This window comes from Ruegeria sp. E1, from assembly GCF_056534225.1.
The window spans coordinates 223,329-242,002 of the sequence record NZ_JBQFPE010000003.1; the positions used below are offsets into that span (position 1 = coordinate 223,329).

The 18,674-nt window shown below is 59.8% G+C and carries 19 protein-coding genes; 5 read left to right on the plus strand and 14 right to left on the minus strand.

The annotated features are described in order from the left end of the window. Positions 1–24: 24 nt before the first annotated feature. Together ppk2 and ACR0FG_RS04750 are read right to left on the minus strand one after the other, a co-directional pair. Positions 25–942 (minus strand): polyphosphate kinase 2, encoded by a 918-nt coding sequence (gene ppk2 / locus ACR0FG_RS04745; protein ID WP_480890651.1) that lies wholly within the window; start codon positions 940–942, stop codon positions 25–27. A 189-nt stretch (positions 943–1,131) separates the two neighbouring features. Continuing rightward, positions 1,132–1,590: an Lrp/AsnC family transcriptional regulator gene (locus ACR0FG_RS04750; RefSeq protein WP_170712517.1), complete on the minus strand. Its 459-nt coding sequence runs from the start codon at positions 1,588–1,590 to the stop codon at positions 1,132–1,134. A 136-nt stretch (positions 1,591–1,726) separates the two neighbouring features. Here ACR0FG_RS04750 and ald point away from each other — a divergent pair, with 136 nt between their 5' ends. After that, the gene (ald, locus tag ACR0FG_RS04755) at positions 1,727–2,842 is read left to right on the plus strand and encodes an alanine dehydrogenase (protein ID WP_480890654.1); all 1,116 of its coding nucleotides are present in this window, start codon (positions 1,727–1,729) and stop codon (positions 2,840–2,842) included. 129 nt (positions 2,843–2,971) lie between these two features. Here ald and ACR0FG_RS04760 read toward each other — a convergent pair whose 3' ends face one another. Next, the gene (locus ACR0FG_RS04760) at positions 2,972–3,778 is read right to left on the minus strand and encodes a mechanosensitive ion channel family protein (RefSeq protein ID WP_480890656.1); all 807 of its coding nucleotides are present in this window, start codon (positions 3,776–3,778) and stop codon (positions 2,972–2,974) included. Positions 3,779–4,000: 222 nt separating this feature from the next. Between ACR0FG_RS04760 and ACR0FG_RS04765 the strand changes: the two genes are divergently transcribed. Beyond that, positions 4,001–4,699 carry a glutathione S-transferase family protein gene (locus ACR0FG_RS04765; RefSeq protein WP_480890658.1) on the plus strand — a complete coding sequence of 233 codons (699 nt, stop codon included), beginning with the start codon at positions 4,001–4,003 and terminating at the stop codon, positions 4,697–4,699. Between the two features lie 53 nt (positions 4,700–4,752). On the opposite strand, the gene ACR0FG_RS04770 is transcribed toward ACR0FG_RS04765, so the two are convergent. The 8 genes from ACR0FG_RS04770 to ACR0FG_RS04805 all read right to left on the minus strand — a co-directional run bounded on the left by ACR0FG_RS04770 (position 4,753) and on the right by ACR0FG_RS04805 (position 13,908). Further along, positions 4,753–5,199, minus strand: a complete 447-nt coding sequence (locus ACR0FG_RS04770; protein ID WP_480890661.1) for a YtoQ family protein — start codon at positions 5,197–5,199, stop codon at positions 4,753–4,755. A gap of 81 nt (positions 5,200–5,280) precedes the next feature. Beyond that, positions 5,281–7,677, minus strand: a complete 2,397-nt coding sequence (gene pheT, locus ACR0FG_RS04775) for a phenylalanine--tRNA ligase subunit beta (protein WP_480890664.1) — start codon at positions 7,675–7,677, stop codon at positions 5,281–5,283. 78 nt (positions 7,678–7,755) lie between these two features. Further along, positions 7,756–8,547 carry a CE1 family esterase gene (locus ACR0FG_RS04780; protein WP_480890667.1) on the minus strand — a complete coding sequence of 264 codons (792 nt, stop codon included), beginning with the start codon at positions 8,545–8,547 and terminating at the stop codon, positions 7,756–7,758. Between the two features lie 687 nt (positions 8,548–9,234). Beyond that, positions 9,235–10,308 carry a phenylalanine--tRNA ligase subunit alpha gene (gene pheS / locus ACR0FG_RS04785; RefSeq protein WP_170712500.1) on the minus strand — a complete coding sequence of 358 codons (1,074 nt, stop codon included), beginning with the start codon at positions 10,306–10,308 and terminating at the stop codon, positions 9,235–9,237. A 70-nt stretch (positions 10,309–10,378) separates the two neighbouring features. Next, on the minus strand, positions 10,379–11,749 hold the full coding sequence (locus tag ACR0FG_RS04790) for a glutamate--cysteine ligase (protein WP_170712498.1): 1,371 nt from the start codon (positions 11,747–11,749) through the stop codon (positions 10,379–10,381). Positions 11,750–11,813: 64 nt separating this feature from the next. Continuing rightward, positions 11,814–12,341: a hypothetical protein gene (locus ACR0FG_RS04795; RefSeq protein WP_480890670.1), complete on the minus strand. Its 528-nt coding sequence runs from the start codon at positions 12,339–12,341 to the stop codon at positions 11,814–11,816. Continuing rightward, entirely contained in the window at positions 12,338–13,186 is an 849-nt protein-coding gene (locus tag ACR0FG_RS04800; RefSeq protein ID WP_480890672.1) for a GNAT family N-acetyltransferase, read from the minus strand. The genes ACR0FG_RS04795 and ACR0FG_RS04800 overlap by 4 nt, the downstream gene beginning before the upstream one ends. Beyond that, entirely contained in the window at positions 13,183–13,908 is a 726-nt protein-coding gene (locus ACR0FG_RS04805; protein ID WP_480890673.1) for a 16S rRNA (uracil(1498)-N(3))-methyltransferase, read from the minus strand. Before ACR0FG_RS04805 ends, ACR0FG_RS04800 begins: the two co-directional genes overlap by 4 nt. A 12-nt stretch (positions 13,909–13,920) precedes the next feature. Between ACR0FG_RS04805 and ubiA the strand changes: the two genes are divergently transcribed. The 3 genes from ubiA (at position 13,921) to ACR0FG_RS04820 (ending at position 17,191) form a co-directional block, all read left to right on the plus strand. Next, a complete protein-coding gene (gene ubiA, locus ACR0FG_RS04810) occupies positions 13,921–14,883 on the plus strand; it encodes a 4-hydroxybenzoate octaprenyltransferase (RefSeq protein ID WP_480890675.1) in 963 nt (320 codons plus the stop codon). 66 nt (positions 14,884–14,949) lie between these two features. Then, positions 14,950–16,869, plus strand: coding sequence for an OmpA family protein (locus tag ACR0FG_RS04815; protein WP_480890677.1), 1,920 nt, complete (start codon positions 14,950–14,952; stop codon positions 16,867–16,869). A 1-nt stretch (position 16,870) separates the two neighbouring features. Further along, positions 16,871–17,191, plus strand: a complete 321-nt coding sequence (locus tag ACR0FG_RS04820) for a hypothetical protein (protein WP_170712489.1) — start codon at positions 16,871–16,873, stop codon at positions 17,189–17,191. Positions 17,192–17,201: 10 nt separating this feature from the next. Here the strand turns inward: ACR0FG_RS04820 and ACR0FG_RS04825 are convergent, their stop codons facing one another. Genes ACR0FG_RS04825 through pgsA form a run of 3 tightly spaced genes read right to left on the minus strand, consistent with a single transcriptional unit; the run spans position 17,202 to position 18,564 of the window. Further along, complete coding sequence (locus tag ACR0FG_RS04825) at positions 17,202–17,645, minus strand: molybdenum cofactor biosynthesis protein MoaE (protein ID WP_480890679.1); 444 nt, start codon at positions 17,643–17,645, stop codon at positions 17,202–17,204. Position 17,646: 1 nt separating this feature from the next. Continuing rightward, a complete protein-coding gene (moaD, locus tag ACR0FG_RS04830) occupies positions 17,647–17,892 on the minus strand; it encodes a molybdopterin converting factor subunit 1 (protein WP_170712486.1) in 246 nt (81 codons plus the stop codon). A gap of 3 nt (positions 17,893–17,895) precedes the next feature. Continuing rightward, on the minus strand, positions 17,896–18,564 hold the full coding sequence (gene pgsA, locus ACR0FG_RS04835) for a CDP-diacylglycerol--glycerol-3-phosphate 3-phosphatidyltransferase (protein WP_170712484.1): 669 nt from the start codon (positions 18,562–18,564) through the stop codon (positions 17,896–17,898). Positions 18,565–18,674: the final 110 nt, after the last annotated feature.

Below are 18,674 nucleotides of genomic sequence, written 5' to 3' on the forward strand. Positions count from 1 at the left end.
CCCCGCATCACACCTTCGGTCCCTTTAGTAGACCTTGGGCACGTATAGCTCATCCGGCAGGATTCGACGCTCGTATTCCGGATTGTAGCGGCGGTCCGGCAGATTGACCTTTTCCTGCGGAAAATCCTCGTACGGGATTTTGGTCAGAAGATGTTCGATACAGTTCAGCCGCTCGCGCTTTTTATCGTTGCCTTCCACGATATACCACGGAGCCTCGGGTATATTGGTGCGGAAGAACATGTCTTCCTTGGCCTTTGTATAGGCCTCCCAGCGGATGCGGGATTCCAGATCCATCGGCGACAGTTTCCACTGTTTCATCGGGTCGTGAATGCGCATCAGGAAGCGCAATTGCTGTTCTTCGTCGGTGATCGAGAACCAGTATTTCAGCAAGATAATTCCGGACCGGACCAGCATCCGTTCAAATTCGGGGACGTCCTGAAAGAACTGCTCGACCTGATCTTCCGAGGCAAAACCCATCACCCGCTCGACCCCGGCGCGGTTATACCAGGACCGATCAAAGAACACGATTTCACCAGCTGCTGGCAGATGTGGAACATAGCGCTGGAAATACCACTGGCTTTGTTCACGGCGACTGGGCGCAGGCAACGCAACCACCCGCGCCACGCGCGGATTCAGCCGCTGCGTGATCCGCTTGATCACACCACCCTTTCCGGCGCTGTCACGACCTTCAAACAGGATACACACCTTGGCACCGGTGTGCTGAACCCAATCCTGCACCTTGATCAGCTCGGCCTGAAGCCTGAGAAGATTGCGGAAATAGACCTTGCGGTCCAGCATATCGGGATGCTGATCCTGATAGATCTTTCGGATCTCCATCGACAGCATCGGCTCGTTGAATTCAATCTCGAAATCTTCGTCGAGCGTATCTTCCAGTTCGGCTTCCAACCAATCCTGCGCGGCGTCGTTTCTATCGTGTGCCAAGGTCGGCTCCTTATCGGTTTTGGGTTCGGACCGTATCGGCGTTGTGTAAAAGGCAGATGTCAGCGGGGTCGCCACCTGCCGCTGAATCCGGCCGTCAGAAATTTGACCACACGTGCCGGACCCTGAATGTGGCCCGAGGGGACAGGGGATACAAGTCTCAGTATTGACGCAATTTGCCGGATCGCCGCGTCAGACCGGCAGAGCAGTTGTCTTAAAAACGGTCCTCAGCGCAAACGAGCTTTGCATCTGCGCCACACCGGGCAGGCGCGACAGGTATTGGCGGTGGATGCGCGCGAAATCTTCGGTGTTTTCGGCGACAACTTTCAGAATGTAATCGGCGGTTCCGGCCATCAGGTGACACTCAAGAACATCCGGTATCCGGGCCACGGCTTTTTCAAATGCTTCCAGCACCTCTTCGGCCTGACCTTGCAAAGTGATCTCGACAAATACGGTTGTCGGAACCTTCAGTTTACGCGCATCCAGCAGGGCGACGTAGTCTTTGATATAGCCTTCAGCTTCAAGGCGCTGCACACGCCGATGGCAGGCCGAGGGTGACAGGTTCGCCTGCTCGGACAGTTCAGAGTTTGACATACGGCCTTTGCGCTGCAGCGCGGCCAGAATCTTGCGATCGGTTGCATCTAAAGTCATTTGCGCACGTATGTTGCACAGCTTTCTATAAGTGTCGAATAATTTCCCGCGATTCAGCGCCTTTCCAGTCAGAGTTTCACAAAAATTGCGCTGATTTCTGCACATAATTTGGGCAGTTTATGAACGGAGAGCCCTAATGAAAATCGGTTGCCCCAAGGAAATCAAACCTCAGGAATTCCGCGTCGGTATGACCCCGAACGCCGCTGGCGAAGCCGTCGCCCGTGGTCATGAGGTCATCATCGAAACCAATGCCGGCATGGGGTCCGGTTTTGACAACGCATCGTATATCGCTGCTGGTGCGCGCATCGTGGACACTGCCGAAGAGGTCTTTGCCACCGCCGACATGATCGTCAAGGTAAAGGAACCGCAAGCGGTTGAGCGCAAGATGCTGCGCGAAGGTCAATTGCTGTTCACCTATCTGCATCTGGCACCCGATCCGGACCAGACCCATGACCTGCTGGAATCGGGCTGCACCGCGATTGCCTATGAGACGGTAACAGATGCCAATGGTGGCCTGCCCCTGCTGGCGCCAATGTCCGAAGTTGCTGGTCGCCTAGCACCTCAGGTCGGTTCCTGGACGCTGCAGAAGGCGAATGGCGGTCGTGGTGTGCTGATGGGTGGCGTGCCCGGCGTCGGGCCTGCCAAGGTTGTTGTTATCGGCGGCGGCGTTGTTGGCACCCACGCAGCGAAAATCGCCGCAGGCATGGGCGCGGATGTAACCGTGCTGGACCGTTCACTGCCCCGTCTGCGTTACCTTGACGACGTATTTGGCCGTCAGTTCAAGAACCAGTATTCAACTGCAGGCGCAACCGCCGAGCTGATCCAGGATGCCGATATGGTCATCGGCGCGGTTCTGATCCCCGGTGCTGCCGCACCCAAACTGGTCACGCGCGCACAGCTGTCGACTATGAAGCCCGGCGCGGTTCTGGTGGACGTTGCCATCGACCAGGGTGGCTGTTTCGAGACGTCCAAGGCCACGACCCACGCCGACCCGATCTACGAAGTTGATGGCATCATGCATTACTGCGTCGCCAACATGCCGGGCGCGGTTGCGCGCACCTCGACCATCGCCTTGGGCAACGCCACGATGCCGTTCCTGCTGTCGTTGGCCGACAAGGGCTGGAAGCAAGCCTGTCAGGACGATCCCCACTTGCTGGCGGGTCTGAACGTTCATGCGGGCCAGCTAACCTACTATGCCGTCGGCAAGGCACTGGGCATCGACGTCGTTTCGCCATCGGTTGTCATCAAGTAAGGCTTCTGCCGCTGCAGGTGCAATCCAAACGCAGCGGTACATACAAAGGAAACGGCGCCGCGCAAAGGCGCGGCGCCGGGCCCAACCAGAGAAGGGCATTTCCAATGCCCGTACGATGGACGGGAGGACTTATCCTTCTTTGTGGATCTCCACCGAATGCGGATAGGGGATCGACACGCCTTTGGCGTCAAATGCCTCTTTGATCGCCTTGGTCAGTTCAAACTTTACATCCCAGTAGTCTGCCGCCGCGCACCACAGACGCGCCGTCAGATCGACCGAGCTGTCGCCCAGATTGGTCACCCGCACCCATGGCTCTGGTTCACCCATGATCCGCTCATCGGCCCTGGCCACATCCAAAATGATCTGCATCGCCTCATCTGCGCTATCGCCATAGTCGATACCAAACACCAGATCCACCCGGCGCGTATCATGTGCCGAATAGTTGGTAATCACCGAACCCCAGGCCTGCCCGTTCGGAACGATGATCTGCACATTGTCCGGCGTCACCAGTTCAGTGGTAAAAAGGTTCAGATCCTTCACTGTCCCTGCCGTACCGCCGATATCCACATATTGACCAAGCTTGTAGGGCCGGAATACCACCAGCATGACACCCGCCGCCAGATCGCTGAGCGTCCCCTGCAACGCCAGACCGATGGCCAGCGATGCGGCACCCAGAATGGCCACGATACTGGTCGCCTCGATCCCGAAGATGCCAAGAACGGCGACAAATACGATCGCCAGAAGCACCCATTTCACGAGACTGGCAACAAAATTTCCCAATGTCGGGTCGATATGCGGTGTCGCATTGATCCGACGGCGCACGAGCCCGCTAATTGCCCCGGCCACGATCCAGCCCAGTACCAAGACGATCAGCGCTTTGATCGCGCTCATGATCAGCGGGCCAAAAGCCCCAACCTGTGTTACGACGTCTTCCACGCGTATCTCCTTTACTGCAACGGCAAACCCGCGCCAAAAAGCGCGGGATCACAAGAAAGTGTGGGCGATATTCCCGTCCCGGTCTAGGGGGCGAATTTCCCCGTTTTCCCCCCAACTGTTCCTGAACACACAGTCGCTGACCGGTCATGCACAAACCGGACCCTGACAATTCAGCCGGGAATTGACAAAATGATACCAACACACCGGATAAAGGAGCCCCAGATGCTGGACACAACCTCGTTCCCGATCATGGCCAAATGGCCGCCGCAGTCACCGGACCGCATACAGCTCTATTCCTTCCCGACACCCAACGGGGTCAAGGTCTCGATCATGCTTGAGGAAACCGGGCTGCCGTATGAGGCGCACCGGGTCACGCTGGCGGATGCGGATGTCAAAAGCCCCGAATTCCTGTCGCTCAACCCGAATAACAAGATCCCCGCCATCATTGATCCCAACGGCCCCGACGGCACACCCATCGGCCTGTTCGAAAGCGGCGCGATCCTGCTGTATCTGGCGGAAAAGACAGGTAAGTTCATCGGCAAAAACGCGGCTGACAAGCACCGCGCGGCCCAGTGGCTGATGTTCCAGATGGGCGGCATCGGCCCGATGTTCGGGCAACTGGGCTTCTTCCACAAATTCGCCGGCAGCGAAATCGAGGACCCCCGCCCGCGCGAACGCTATGTCAACGAAGCAAAACGGCTGCTGAACGTGCTGAACACGCAGCTCGAAGGTCAGGACTGGGTCGCCGGAGACTATTCCATCGCAGATATCGCCATCGCGCCATGGCTGCGCGGGTTGGATTTCTATGAGGCCAAAGAGCTTGTCGGCTGGGACGAACACCGCAATCTGGAAGCTTATATGGAGCGCTTCCTTAACCGCCCAGCGGTACAGAAAGGGCTCGTCACCCCGCCCCGCGACTGACGCGCGACGTCATACGAACGGCCTGCAAAGACCGTTCGTATGGCAGGCAAAACTCAGCCCGGCAACTGACCGGACAAGACATAGCGCAGAATCTCCACCACCTGCCGTGGCTCCTCCGCCACGGCCAGCGCGGCGGCATCGACCTCTTTCAGCGCGTGCTGGTGATCGGGGCCGTGCAACACGATGATCGACTTGCCCAATGCAGCGGCGTAACCGGCATCGAACGCCGCGTTCCACTGCTTGTATTTGTCACCAAAGCGTACAACAACGACATCCGCATCCGAAATCCCCTTGCGGGTCCGGATCGCGTTGACCATCGCGCCTTTGTGGTCATGCCAGTACTTATTCGGCTCGACCCCCAGAATGGCGACCCCGCAATCATCGCTGGCGCCATGATCGGTCACCGGGCTGCTGAACGACACATCCAGCCCCTCGGCCCCCGCGATAATCTGCTCGCGCCAATCCGTGTGAATCTCACCAGACAGATAAACTTTCAACATCTTGTTCTCCTCCCACGAAAAAGGGGCGCGCCCCGCCCCTTCATCTTTTCAAAAATACTCCCGCCGGAGGCGGATGCAACCTCAGCCCCGCAGCACACCGCCGGTGGCTTTCGCCACCTTTTCAACGATCTTCGCACTGACCGCCTCGATATCCTTTTCCTTCAACGTCGCCTCAGATGGCTGCAGCCGCACCGCAATCGCCAGAGATTTCTTGCCCTCTCCTAGACCGCCGCCGATGAATTCGTCAAAGACCCGAACCTCCTCGATCAACACCTTGTCGGCCCCTGCGGCCGCATTGACCAGCGTCAGTGCCTCGACGTCGGCGTCGACCACAAATGCAAAGTCCCGCTCGACCGCTTGCAGATCCCGCAGTTCCAGCGCCGCGCGTGTGGCACCGGATTTTCTCGGCAAGGGCACCTCGTCCGGCCAGATGGTAAAGGCCATCGCCGGGCCCTTGATATCCATCGCCTGCAGAATGCGCGGGTGCAGTTCACCGAACACGCCCAGCACCTTCTTCGGGCCCAGACAGATTTTGCCGTGCCGTCCGGGATGCCACCAGCCGTCGCCGCCGCGCAGAATCTGAACCTTTGCAGGCGCGCCGATGGCGGCCAACACCGCCTCGGCATCCGCCTTGGCGTCGAACAGATCGACCGGGCGCGATACACCGTGCACATCCTTGGGGCCATCACGCCCCACCAACAGACCCGTAATCTGGGTTCGCTGATCCCCCGGTTCACCATCATGGAACACCGGGCCAACCTCGAACAGGGCCACATCCGCATAACCACGCGCCTGATTGCGGGCAGCGGCCTGCAGCAGGCCGGGCAGCAGGTCGGGGCGCATATGGCTCATCTCGGATGAGATCGGGTTTTCCAACTGCGTGGCCGCATCACCGCCACCGAACAGAGCCGCCGAGGCCTGATCGATGAATGTATAGGACACACATTCATTGTACCCCAGCGCTGCGCAAGTGCGCCGCGCCATCGACTGACGGCGCTGCGTCGGGGTCATTACCGGCTTCGGAATACCGTCCGAAATACGCGGCAAGGGCTTGCCCTGCAGCTTGGTCAACGACGCGATCCGCGCAACCTCTTCCACAAGATCGGCCTCACCCATGATGTCGGGCCGCCAGCTGGGCACATGCGCCATCTCACCATCCAGACGGAAGCCAAGGCGCGTCAGGGTCTGGCGCTGCTCGCTTTCGGGAATATCCATCCCGACCAGCGATTGCACTCGCGCTGCATCCAGCTTGTAGGCGCGCGCATGGTTCGGGGCCTTGCCAGCCTCAACCACGGTCGAGGCCTCACCGCCACAGATGTCCAGTATCATCTGCGTCGCATGTTCCAACCCTTCGCGAGTATATTCAGGGTCCACTCCGCGTTCAAAACGATAGCGTGCATCGGAGTTGATCTTCAGCGCTCGCCCGGTCAGCGCGATCTGCACATGATCCCAGAACGCGCTTTCGAGGAAGACATTCACCGTTTCTTCGGTGCAACCGGTTTCCTCGCCGCCCATAATGCCCGCAATCGATTCCGGGCCTTTGTCGTCCGAGATTACCATCATGCCGGGTTGCAGGGTGTATTCCTTCTCGTCCAGCGCCACCAGCTTTTCGCCACCTTCGGCGCGGTGCACGCGCAAATTGCCTTGCACCTTGTCCGCGTCGAATACATGCAGCGGGCGGTTCTGGTCGAAGGTCATATAGTTGGTGATATCCACCAGCGCCGAGATCGGACGCAGGCCAATCGCCTTCAACTGATCCTGCAGCCATTGCGGGCTGGGGCCGTTCCTGACGCCCCGGATCAGGCGGCCGGTGAAATGCGGCGCGCCGTCCAGAGTATCCTCGTCGATTGTCACTTTGATCGGACTTTCGAAATCTCCAGGCACCGGCGCATAATCGCGCTGTTTCAGTGTGCCCACACCCCGCGCTGCCAGATCGCGTGCTATCCCCTCGACACCCAGCGCATCCGGGCGGTTCGGTGTAATCGCAATCTCGATCATCGGGTCGACCTTGGACGGCTCATTCTCAGCCAGCCAATCTACGAACTTGTCGCCAACCGCGCCCGAGGGCAGCTCGATGATACCATCGTGCTCGTCCGACAGCTCCAACTCGCGTTCGGATGCCATCATGCCAAAGCTTTCAACACCCCGGATTTTGCCGACGCTAATGGTCAGGTCCAGACCAGGAATGTACATGCCCGGTTTGCAAACCACGACGGTGATGCCCTCGCGCGCGTTCGGCGCGCCGCAGATAATCTGCAGATCGCCCTCATCGGTTTCCACCGTGCAGACCCGCAGCTTGTCCGCATCAGGGTGCTTCTCGGCATGTTTCACGTGGCCAAGCGTAAAGCCCGTCAGCCGATCCGCCGGATTCACGATCTCTTCGACCTCAAGGCCGAGGTCGGTCAGCGCCTCGGCGATCTCATCAACCGACGCATCCGTGTCGAGGTGGTCTTTCAGCCAGGACAAAGTGAATTTCATTGCTCGGGGCCTTTTTTGGCAGATATCCAGTCGGCACAGGCAATGGCAAAGATTGCGCCAAGGTGCAAGCGTTGCGGCCTACGGATAGGTCGGGGTGCGGCCCAAAAGTTCGTCCAATTGCCAGCCGATCCAGCCGTGCGGGATGAAATGCCCGCCCGGATGGGTGTCCAACACCACCTGTCCGTTCGTGCAATCGGTCCATTCCATACGGCTGAGAGTCAGGAAGGGCTTTACGCTCCAATCGCCGCGCGGAGTGGCCGTATGACAGTCGAACTTGGCCTTCCACAGCGCCACCGGATAGGTGATATCTCCACCCGGCCCAAGCGGGAAATCCATCACCGTATCGTCCAGCCCATGCACATGGCGCACCTCACGCGGGGCCTCGGGGCAGGTTTCGGTTTGGCGGATGCTGCCTGCCACGGCCAGCAATGCGGTGACGTCATTGCCCGACTGGCAGACATAGCGCCACGCCATCGCGCCGCCGAAGGAATAGCCCGAGACATAGATGCGGTCCGGATCAACCGGATAGTGTTTGGCGACGTCTTTGAGCACCGCATCCGCGAACGGCACATCGCTGGTATCCGCCGACCAGAAATCCCAGCTTTTGCCGCGCCCGTTCGGGGCCACCAGCAACACACCACGCAGCTTGGTCGCCCCGGCGATGCGTTCATGATTGATCACAACCGTCCCATCCCGCGCCCAGCCGTGGAAATGCAGCAACACAGGCAGAGGGCTTTCGCCGTCCCAGCCGTCCGGTTCCAGCACATGGTACGAGCGGTCGGCGACCTCGCAGGCGGTATCACCGTTGCAGGTCTCGCCGCCAGAGGCTTGGGTTGCGATCAGCAGAAGGAGAAGCAGTCTATAGATCATAGGCCGGAGCCTAACGAGCCTTTGCCCGCTGTCACATAACATATTGGTGTAGGGTGGGGTTTCACCCCACCTTTCTTCGCGCGACGAACGTAGGCCGGGCTTCAGCCCGGCAACCGAGGCATGGTGGGCTGAAAGTCCACCCTACATCCAACCTCGCCCCAAGCCGCGCTGTCGCCAGACCGCGGGGTGGCGATCTTCGGGCTGTGCTGCGCACTTTATGCCTGCCAAATCCGCGTACTGTACGAGCGTTGCGCTGACGGAGACAAATCGCCAGCCCGTCCGGGCGGTCTGGCGATAGCGCGGCGGCCTGTCGGCCTTTGCTCCGCGCAGCGGATCTATCAGCCTAAAGCAGCAAGACTGCCTTCAGATCAATCTCTGTCAGATTTATTGTCTCGATCAATTAACTCACGGGTCTTCATTCCCGCTTTTAACTGATCTGATTTGTGTCGCATCCGTTCTGCTCGCTCCCTAGAAAGCTTGTCCGCCGCAAATGCGAAAGGAACCGCAATTGTAACGGCGAGGAAAAGATAGAGGATGGTCACCCAGCCGGGTGCCAGTAGGACCCCCAAAATCAAACCCAGCGGAGTAGCCACCTGAACCGCCATACCTGACCAACGCGGCGTTCGTTTTGCGAGCTTATAATGCCAATCTAGGTATCTGCTCAGATAGAATGTGAGTGACCACATTTTATCGCGACAAACCACCATGCAGGTTCGGCATATCCAGCGCCGCAAACCCGTAGTGCCTCAACCACCGCAAATCGCTATCAAAGAACGCCCGCAAATCCGGAATGCCGTATTTCAGCATCGCCAGACGGTCGATGCCGATCCCGAAGGCAAAGCCCTGATAGACGTCCGGATCAATCCCACCGGCGGCGATCACCTTGGGGTGGACCATGCCCGAGCCCAGAATCTCCATCCAATCGTCGCCTTCGCCGATCTTCAGCTGACCGTTATCCCAGGAACAGCGGATATCGACCTCGGCCGACGGCTCGGTGAAAGGGAAGTGCGAGGCGCGGAAGCGCAGTTCGACGTCGTCGACCTCGAAAAATGCCTTCACGAACTCTTCCAGAACCCATTTCAGGTTCGCCATCGAGATGTCCTTGTCGATGGCCAGTCCTTCGACCTGATGAAACATCGGCGTGTGGGTCTGGTCATAATCGGCGCGGTACACGCCGCCGGGACAGATTACGCGGATCGGCGCGCCCTGTTTCTCCATCGAGCGGATCTGCACCGGAGACGTATGCGTCCGCAGCACATGCGGCGGGCGCTCGTCGCCCTCGGCGCGGTGCATGTAGAACGTGTCCATCTCGGCCCGCGCAGGGTGATGGCCGGGGATGTTCAGGGCGTCGAAATTGTGCCAATCGGTCTCGATGCGCGGCCCCTCGGCCACCGAAAAGCCCAGTTCGGCAAAGATCGCGGTCAGTTCCTCAGTCGCCTGGCTGACCGGGTGGATCGAGCCCTGACGGCGCGCGCGGGTCGGCAGGGTGACGTCCAGCCATTCGGTGCGCAGACGCTCATCCAGCGCGGCATCGGCCAGAGCGGCCTTTTTGGCGGACAGGGCCGAGTTGATCTCGTCCTTCAGGGCGTTCAGCGCGGGGCCTGCAACCTGACGTTCTTCGGGCGTCATCTTGCCCAGCTCGCGCATCTTCAGCGCGACCTCGCCTTTTTTGCCCACGGCGGCAACACGGATCGCCTCAAGCGCGTTTTCGTCGCCTGCCTCGGCGATTTGGCCCAGATATTTTGCCTTAAGATCGTCCATGACGCCCTCTGAATTTGGTCGCCAACCTGCTATCGGCCCCGCCCCGCGAATGCAAGCGGGACGGCTGCGATCAATAGCTGTATTCGGGGAAAATCCGGGTCAGATCGCCGTTCCAGTCGCCATTGTAGTGTTCCAGCAACTCATCAGCCGGAACCTTGCCGGTTTCGATACTGTCCTTGAGCGCATTGAGAAAATGCGTCTCATCCGGCACAAGCCCGCCCGCACCGGGACAAGCACGGGATTTCAACCCGGCCTCGGCAATCGCGACAACTTCGCGCGCCAGATCGTGCATGTTGATATTTCCAACCCGCGCTTGCAACCCGTCTTTGGCGGCCTCAACCCGCAAAGCCTCGCGTGTTTCCGCATCCCAGGTTTTGACCAGATCCCACGCGGCATCCAGCGCCCCCTGATCATAGGTGAGGCCAACCCAGAATGCAGGCAAGGCGCACAGACGCCGCCACGGGCCGCCATCCGCGCCGCGCATCTCCATGAATTTCTTGATCCGCGCCTCGGGGAAGGCGGTGGTCAGATGATCTGCCCAGTCGGACAGAGTCGGCGTTTCACCCGGCAGGGCAGGCAACTTGCCTTGCAGGAAATCGCGGAACGACTGACCCAGCGCGTCGATATACTGGCCGTCGCGATAGACGAAATACATCGGCACATCGAGCGCATATTGCACGTAGCGCTCGAACCCGAAGCCGTCTTCGAACACGAAAGGCAACATCCCGGTGCGCGCATCGTCCAGATGCCGCCAAATGTAGCTGCGCCAGCTTTTCTGGCCGTTGACCTTGCCTTCGAAGAACGGAGAATTCGCAAACAGGGCCGTCGCCACGGGCTGTAAGGCCAGCGCCACGCGCAGTTTCTGCACCATATCGGCCTCGGAGCCGAAATCGATATTGACCTGAACCGTGCAGGTGCGCCGCATCATGGCGCGACCCATGGTGCCGACCTTCTCCATATAGTCGTTCATCAGCCGGTAACGGCCCTTGGGCATCAGCGGCATTTCATCATGGGTCCAGATCGGAGCCGCGCCCAGACCGATGAAACCCACACCGATTTCGTCGGCGATGTCCTTGACCTCACGCAGATGGGTGTTCACCTCGTCGCAGGTCTCGTGGATGGTTTCGAGCGGAGCACCCGACAATTCCAGTGCGCCGCCCGGTTCGAGGCTGACATTGGCGCCGTCTTTCTCAAGCCCGATCAGATGACCGGCTTCGCGCACCTCGGCCCAGCCGTGGCGGTCGCGCAGCCCCTCAAGCACAGCCACAATCGAGCGGGTGCCCTCAAACGGCAACGGTTTCAGAGTGTCCTTGCAATAACCAAACTTTTCATGCTCGGTCCCGATGCGCCAATCTTGTTTGGGCTTGCAGCCGGATTCCAGATATTCGGCCAGTTGCTCGTGACGTTCGATCGGCCCGCCGCCGGACTGGGGGATGGACATGAACCGCTCTCCGATCCTGATGTGTCTGTCTTTGGGTCAGTCGTGGGGGCAAATGCCGCCAGTGTCAATGCAGCCGAAGGTGGGCAGGACGCATCGGCGTCTTCTCCCAAATCACCACCGGATGGATTGCGCCGCCGTTCAATTCCGACAACATCCGCTCGGTTTTCAGCCCCGGAAGGTTCGAGAACACATCGAACAACGCCTCGGCGCCTTCGGCGTTCACCGGAATGTGAAGCGTGGGTTGCCCCGGTTGGTCCAGCACCCAGTGCGGCGGGTTGGATGTGGGATCCAGCGCCAGACGCTCAATCTCGCGCGTGGCAACGATACCGCCGTCCAGTGGGCCGAAATACGTGATCTGCCCTTCATCAACCGTGACCACACCTGGGCCGCCTGCCCCGCTGCGAAAGCGCGCCCGCTGAAAACCGATCACCGCAAGCGCAAACGCCACAGCCACAAGCACCAATCCGAGCCAGCCCAGCAATCCGCCCGGACCACTGTACCAGCTGAGCCCGACCAACAGGACGACCACAGCCACCAGCACCTCGCGCCAGCGCCACAAGGCCAATTTCGCTTCGGGTCGGATGAAACTCATGCTGCCTCCTTGGGGTCTTTGAACAGGATCAACGCATAGTGACCAGCAGGTCGGAACCCTAATGCTATATAGGCACGCGCGGCGGCTTCGGAAGCGGCAAACAGAACTGCGCGTGTTACGCCCGAGGATTTTGCCTCGCGCAGATGTAATCCAACCGCCAAACGCGCATACCCCTGTCCGCGAAGCGCTGGCGGGACATAGACGCCGCCAACCTGTACGACTTCGGGCAGGCGTGCGTTGAAGCCGGTCATGCCGATGGGCTGCCCATTGATCAGCAAAACCCGGTGAGAGTCGCGGTCAACATAGTTCGCAATATCCTGCATGGCCTGCCCTTTGGCGCGGTCGGGATCAAAATCCATGGCTTCGATCAGATAGCGATAGCGCCATTCCTCAGGGATTGAGCGATCCATTGCGTCCAGCGGCACCAGTTCCGCGCCGGTGGCATCAGGCAGAACAAGCTTATCCAGTTGCAAAGAAAACCCCGGCTCGTCGCTGTTCAGGGTCGCAGGTCGATCCTCCCAACCGGCCAGCCGCATAATACGGCGGGCCTGACCGGCCTCGGCAGCGATGCCAAACAGGCCGCACCCGCGGATCAGGGCAATCGCCTCTTGCAATTCGTGATCCGAGCAATCCGGGCATTGCGGCAAGACCATTCCTTCGTTGGTCATCGCAAATATCGCGCGGGGACCATCATCCAATAGCCAGACGTTCAGCGCCCGGGGGTCGCTTGCGCCCAGCCCATAGTCTCGCAGGTTGGCCAGTGGAAACATCGAGGTCTGGATGTGCCGAGTCAGAAAGCCGTCGATGCTGGGCACATCGTCTTGCTGTGCCAGTCGCCAGGTCACGACCAATCCCCCAAGGCTTGTTGCCACATCGTCAAAGCGGCCACTGCTGCGGTGTCGGCCCGCAAAATACGCGGCCCAAGGCTGACGACATGGGCATAGGGCAAAGCCGCAAGGCGGGCGCGTTCACGCTCGGAAAACCCGCCTTCGGGGCCAATCAGAATGGCCCAGGGCTGGTCCTTTTGCTGATCGGCCAGACGCAGGGCAGACCCAACCTCGGCCTCGTCACAAAACATCAGCTGGCGGTCGCTGTCCCATCCATCCAGCACGCGGTCCAATCGCTGCAATTCAGCAACTTCTGGTACATAAGTGCCACCGCATTGCTCGGCCGCTTCGATCGCGTGGGCCTGCAGGCGGTCCTGACGAATGCGTTCAGAGTTTGTGAACTCCGTCTGCACAGGCAGAATACGCGCCGCGCCCATTTCGGCTGCTTTTTCAACGATGAAATCCGTGCGCGCCTTTTTGATTGGTGCAAACAGCAACCATAGATCCGGTGGCATCTGCAAAACACGGGTCTGTTCGAGGCATCGCAGCACGCCACCACGTTTATTAGCCTCGGCAATCTCGGCCAGCCATTCACCATCGCGCCCGTTGAACAGGGCGACCTGTCCACCTGCTGTTTGGCGCATCACACCAAACAGGTAATGCGCCTGTTCGCGCGTCAAAGGGACCGATTGCCCCTGACCCAACGGGTGATCTACATACAGTCTGATCTTTGCACTCATGGGACCCTACATATGCAAGGCAATGCCCCAACACCAGACGGTCAGGTCGCCGATGCCGTAAGTGGCAACTGGGTCGACACCTATGCGCCCGCCTTCACGCGACCATACCTGCGATTGTCCCGCGCGGATCGGCCGATTGGCACCTGGCTGCTGCTGATTCCCTGCTGGTGGGGCCTGGCTCTTGCGATCCTCGGCGGTGGCGACCCGCGCTGGGGCGATTTGTGGATTGCCGCAGGCTGCGCCATCGGAGCCTTTCTGATGCGCGGAGCGGGATGCACCTGGAACGACATCACCGACCGCGATTTCGATGCTCAGGTTGAACGCACACGGTCGCGCCCCATTCCGTCAGGTCAAGTCAGTGTACGGCAAGCGACCATCTGGATGGGTCTGCAATGCCTGCTGGCCCTTGCTATTCTGCTAACCTTCAACCGGGCTGCCATCGCCATGGGCGTTCTGTCGCTGCTGCCGGTGACGATCTACCCCTTTGCCAAGCGGTTTACCTGGTGGCCGCAGGTGTTTCTGGGGCTGGCGTTCAACTGGGGCGCTTTGCTGGCCTGGGCGGCCCATAGTGGTACAGTCGGCTGGCCCGCCATCGTTCTGTATCTTTCAGGGATCACGTGGACTCTGTTTTATGACACGATCTACGCCCATCAGGATGCCGAAGATGATGAGCTTGTCGGCATAAAATCCACGGCCCGGCTATTCGGCGAGGATACAGCCAGATGGCTCAAGTACTTTCTGGTGCTGACTGTTGGTTTGATGGGTCTTGCAATTATCGACGCAGCGCTATCGCAAGCCTCGATTCTCGCGCTGGCGGTTGCGCTGGCGGGGCCATGGGCGATGGGGTGGCATATGGCGTGGCAATTGCGCGGTCTGGATACCGAGGACAACGCCAAGCTATTGCAGTTGTTTCGTGCCAATCGCGATACCGGCCTTATTCCGCTTATCTTCCTCTGCGTCGCCCTTTTGCTCTGATTGCACCTCTCGCTCGGGCTCTGTATGAGTCCGGGACCAGACGACCGAGGAGTCACGATCCAATCCATGCGCCTGCCCTATGCGATCGCCGTTGCCCTGATATTCGTCGTATCAGCCGTGCTGTCCCTTGTGGCCGCGGGTCTGGCCGTGACCCGGATAGAAGATGCATCGGAACTGGCGGTGCGCCGGGCGCTGGACCTGCAGGGTCATGACTGGGCCGAAGTCGAATCCGACGGGCTGCGCGTGGTTCTGACCGGCACCGCGCCAACCGAAGCGATCCGCTTTAACGCGCTGACCGCAGCCGGAACCGAGGTCGACACCTCGCGCGTGATCGACGAGATGCAGGTCGCGCCGACAGCCAATCTGGCTCCGCCCCGGTTTTCGGCAGAAATCCTGCGCAATGACAGCGGCATTTCTTTGATCGGACTGATTCCAACCAGTGTGGACCGCGACGCCCTTATGGCGCGCCTTCAGCGTCTGGACCCGGATGCAACCGTTTCGGACCTGCTGGAAACCGCAGACTACCCTAAGCCCAAGGGCTGGGACGAGGCGATGAACTATGCCATCGAGGCGCTGTCTGGTTTGCCGCGCTCGAAAATCTCGGCCAGCCCGGGGTTGGTTCGAATCACGGCGATTGCGGACAGCCAGACAGAGAAAGATCGGCTGGAACAGCAATTGACCCGCGACGCACCACCCAGCCTGCGCATCGGCCTGTCCATATCCGCGCCGCGCCCGGTGATCACGCCGTTCACGCTGCGCTATCTGATCAACGAGGAAGGCGGACAGTTTGATGCCTGTTCGGCGCAGGACGAGGAAGCCCGCGATCTGATTGTCGAAGCGGCCCAAAAGGCAGGGATGGCTGAAACATACACCTGCACCATCGGGTTGGGCGTCCCATCCCCACGCTGGGCGAATGCCGCACAACTCAGCATCCGGGCGCTGTCCGAGTTGGGTCAGGGTTCGGTAACACTGTCCGATGCCGACATTACTTTGGTTGCAGCACAAAACACCAATCCCGCCCTGTTTGACCGCGTTGTGGGTGAGCTGGAAAACACCCTGCCCGATGTCTTTGTCCTGCACGCGGTCCTGCCCGAGCCCGAAACCGACAAACCGACCGGCCCGGTTGAATTTTCCGCAACGCGCAGCCCCGAAGGTCTGGTGCAACTGCGCGGACGTCTTGGAAATGACACGCTGCGCGACATGGTCGACAGTTTTGCGCGGGCCGCATTCGGGTCCGAGCAGGTACATATGGCCACCCGCATTGTTCCCGACTTGCCCGCCGACTGGTCTGTCCGGGTCTTGTCGGGGCTGGATGCCCTGTCGCAACTGCATAACGGGGCCCTTACCGTGACCCCCGATCTGGTGGAACTGTCGGGCATCAGCCACGACCCCGATGCCAAGGCCCGGATCGCCGGACAATTGTCTGAACAATTGGGCGAGGCGCAGGATTTCAACTTGTCGATCACCTATCAGGCCCCGCCTGAACCCGAAGATGCTTTGCCCGATCCTGAATTGTGCGAGGAACAGATCGCAGAGGTTCAGTCCGCCAGCAAGATCGCGTTTGAACCCAGCTCGGCCACGATCTCGTCTGACTCGCGTGATACGGTGAACCGGATCGCCGACATCCTGCGCGAATGCGGGCCGATCCGGCTGGAGATTCAGGGCCACACGGACAGTCAGGGGCGCGAGGAAATGAACCAGCAGCTCAGCCAGGCGAGGGCGCAATCGATCCTGAACGAGTTGCGTGGCCGCAGGATCCCGACCTCAAGCTATTCGGCGGTGGGCTATGGCGAGACGCAGCCTATCGCCGACAATGGCACCGAAGAAGGCCGTGAAGAAAACCGCAGGATCGAATTTGTTTTGATCCGCCCCGAGCCCATTACTCAAACCGAAACCGGGTTGGAGGCGTTGGAATCCGGGGCCGAAACTTCAGAATCCGATGGAACGGACGCAGCCGCTCCGGAAACGGGTGCAGGGGACCAGTAAGTTGAACAGAATCGAATTTGTCATCGCCACAGCAATCATACTGTTTGCAGCCTTTTGCATGGGCTGGTTCGCCAACTGGCTGGCCCACCGCCTGTCCCGCGTCCGCCAAAGTGACGTGGCCGATTTGGACCGCATGAGCCAGGAGTTGCACGAGGCCGAAGAAACCCGCGACCAGGCGATCACCTATCTACAGCAGCGCGAGGCCGAGTTGACCAACCAGCTAACCCAGTCCGAAGCAGAGCTGGCCGCCGCCATGGACGGGTTGCGAGCCGCCCGGCAAGAGGCCGAGGAACTGCGCGGGCGCATCAATAACGCGGATTGAGACCGGGCGCTTACCACCGGCCCAACGCATCCTCATCCTCATCCTTCGCAGCCACCCATTCCGCACCGGATTTGGTGATTTCCTTCTTCCAGAATGGGGCGCGGGATTTGAGGTAATCCATCAGAAACTCGGCAGCTTCAAACGCATCCTTGCGATGTGGCGCGGCGGTTGCGACCATCATGATCCGATCCCCCGGGGCCAAGCGACCGTGCCGGTGGATCACCAGAACATCGCCCAGTGACCATCTCTCCTGCGCTTCTTGCGCGATCTTGGTCAGGGCGCGTTCGGTCATGCCGGGATAGTGCTCGATCTCCATCACGTCCAGATCGCCCGAGGCCAGATCGCGCACGATACCGGTGAAGGTCACAATGGCCCCATTGGCGTTATCTCGGGCGGCAAAGGCGTTGGCCTCGGCGCCCAGATCGAACGGATCCTCTTGCACAATGATGCGCATGTCAGCCGCCCGTCATCGGTGGAAAGAATGCGACCTCGCGCACGCCGGACAGCGGGGCATCAAAGTCGGACAGTTCCTGATCCAGCGCCACCCGCAAAGCCGAGAGGTCGGCAAAGGCCGCAGCATACCGATCCTCGCGCGCGCTCAGTTCCGCCACCAGATCGTTGACCGTTGCGGCCTGTGTTTCGACCGTTTCCTTGGGCAGACCGATGCGTTCCCGGACCCAGGCGAAATAGAGGACATCCATCGCTTAGCTCTCCTTCAGATGAGGCATGGCTTTACGTAGGTAGTCATAGCCAGTGATCAATGTCAGCGCGGCCGCGATCCACAGCAACCAAAGCCCGATCCGGCCGGCCCAGAACATGCCATTGAGGTTCCAGACCAGATTGTTCACGTCTTCGACTTGCCCTGAAACGATCTGCTCGACCAGATTCGCATCCATGCCAAAAGTGGCCATCACGGCATAGTGTTCAAAGATTCCTTGCGAAAACAATACCGCGATGGCGACCATCTGAGCGGTCGTTTTCCATTTCGCCAGCTTCGTCACCTTGAGCGTGCCTGCCGTATCCCCCAGATATTCCCGCAGGCCCGAGACAAAGACCTCGCGGAACAGGATCACGGTTGCGGGCAGAACCAGCCATGGGGTCCAGTGTTCTGCCGAGTATCCCACCAGTATCATCAGCGCGATCACCACCATCGCCTTGTCGGCAATCGGGTCCAGCATCGCACCCATCTTGGTTTCCTGTTTCCAGGCGCGGGCCAGATAGCCGTCAAACCAGTCTGTAATGGCCGCCGAAAGGAACAGGATCAGCGCAAACCAGTCGGCGTAGGGCCGGGTGAAATACAAAAACATCACGGCCAGACCGGGTGCAGCCAGCAGGCGCAGGACGGTCAGGATATTTGGCAAGTTCCACTTCATGGCTCGGACCCTACATCGGCGGTTCCGGACAGAAAAGACGGCGTGACAAAAAACTGCACCGATCCCAGATGCTTGTCCAAGCGCCGCGACCCTGCCGGTCGGTCCAAATG

Bases quoted from the DNA above. Each gene is read 5' to 3' on its own strand.
- pgsA (WP_170712484.1), bottom strand. From the start codon at position 18,564: ATGAAGTGGAACTTGCCAAATATCCTGACCGTCCTGCGCCTGCTGGCT.
- ACR0FG_RS04790 (WP_170712498.1), bottom strand. From the start codon at position 11,749: ATGTCCATCCCCCAGTCCGGCGGCGGGCCGATCGAACGTCACGAGCAA.
- ACR0FG_RS04825 (WP_480890679.1), bottom strand. From the start codon at position 17,645: ATGCGCATCATTGTGCAAGAGGATCCGTTCGATCTGGGCGCCGAGGCC.
- ACR0FG_RS04770 (WP_480890661.1), bottom strand. From the start codon at position 5,199: ATGTTGAAAGTTTATCTGTCTGGTGAGATTCACACGGATTGGCGCGAG.
- pheS (WP_170712500.1), bottom strand. From the start codon at position 10,308: ATGGACGATCTTAAGGCAAAATATCTGGGCCAAATCGCCGAGGCAGGC.
- moaD (WP_170712486.1), bottom strand. From the start codon at position 17,892: ATGGATGTCCTCTATTTCGCCTGGGTCCGGGAACGCATCGGTCTGCCC.
- ACR0FG_RS04815 (WP_480890677.1), top strand. From the start codon at position 14,950: ATGCGCCTGCCCTATGCGATCGCCGTTGCCCTGATATTCGTCGTATCA.
- ACR0FG_RS04805 (WP_480890673.1), bottom strand. From the start codon at position 13,908: ATGAGTGCAAAGATCAGACTGTATGTAGATCACCCGTTGGGTCAGGGG.
- ACR0FG_RS04750 (WP_170712517.1), bottom strand. From the start codon at position 1,590: ATGACTTTAGATGCAACCGATCGCAAGATTCTGGCCGCGCTGCAGCGC.
- ubiA (WP_480890675.1), top strand. From the start codon at position 13,921: ATGCAAGGCAATGCCCCAACACCAGACGGTCAGGTCGCCGATGCCGTA.
- ald (WP_480890654.1), top strand. From the start codon at position 1,727: ATGAAAATCGGTTGCCCCAAGGAAATCAAACCTCAGGAATTCCGCGTC.
- ACR0FG_RS04765 (WP_480890658.1), top strand. From the start codon at position 4,001: ATGCTGGACACAACCTCGTTCCCGATCATGGCCAAATGGCCGCCGCAG.
- ACR0FG_RS04780 (WP_480890667.1), bottom strand. From the start codon at position 8,547: ATGATCTATAGACTGCTTCTCCTTCTGCTGATCGCAACCCAAGCCTCT.
- ACR0FG_RS04795 (WP_480890670.1), bottom strand. From the start codon at position 12,341: ATGAGTTTCATCCGACCCGAAGCGAAATTGGCCTTGTGGCGCTGGCGC.
- pheT (WP_480890664.1), bottom strand. From the start codon at position 7,677: ATGAAATTCACTTTGTCCTGGCTGAAAGACCACCTCGACACGGATGCG.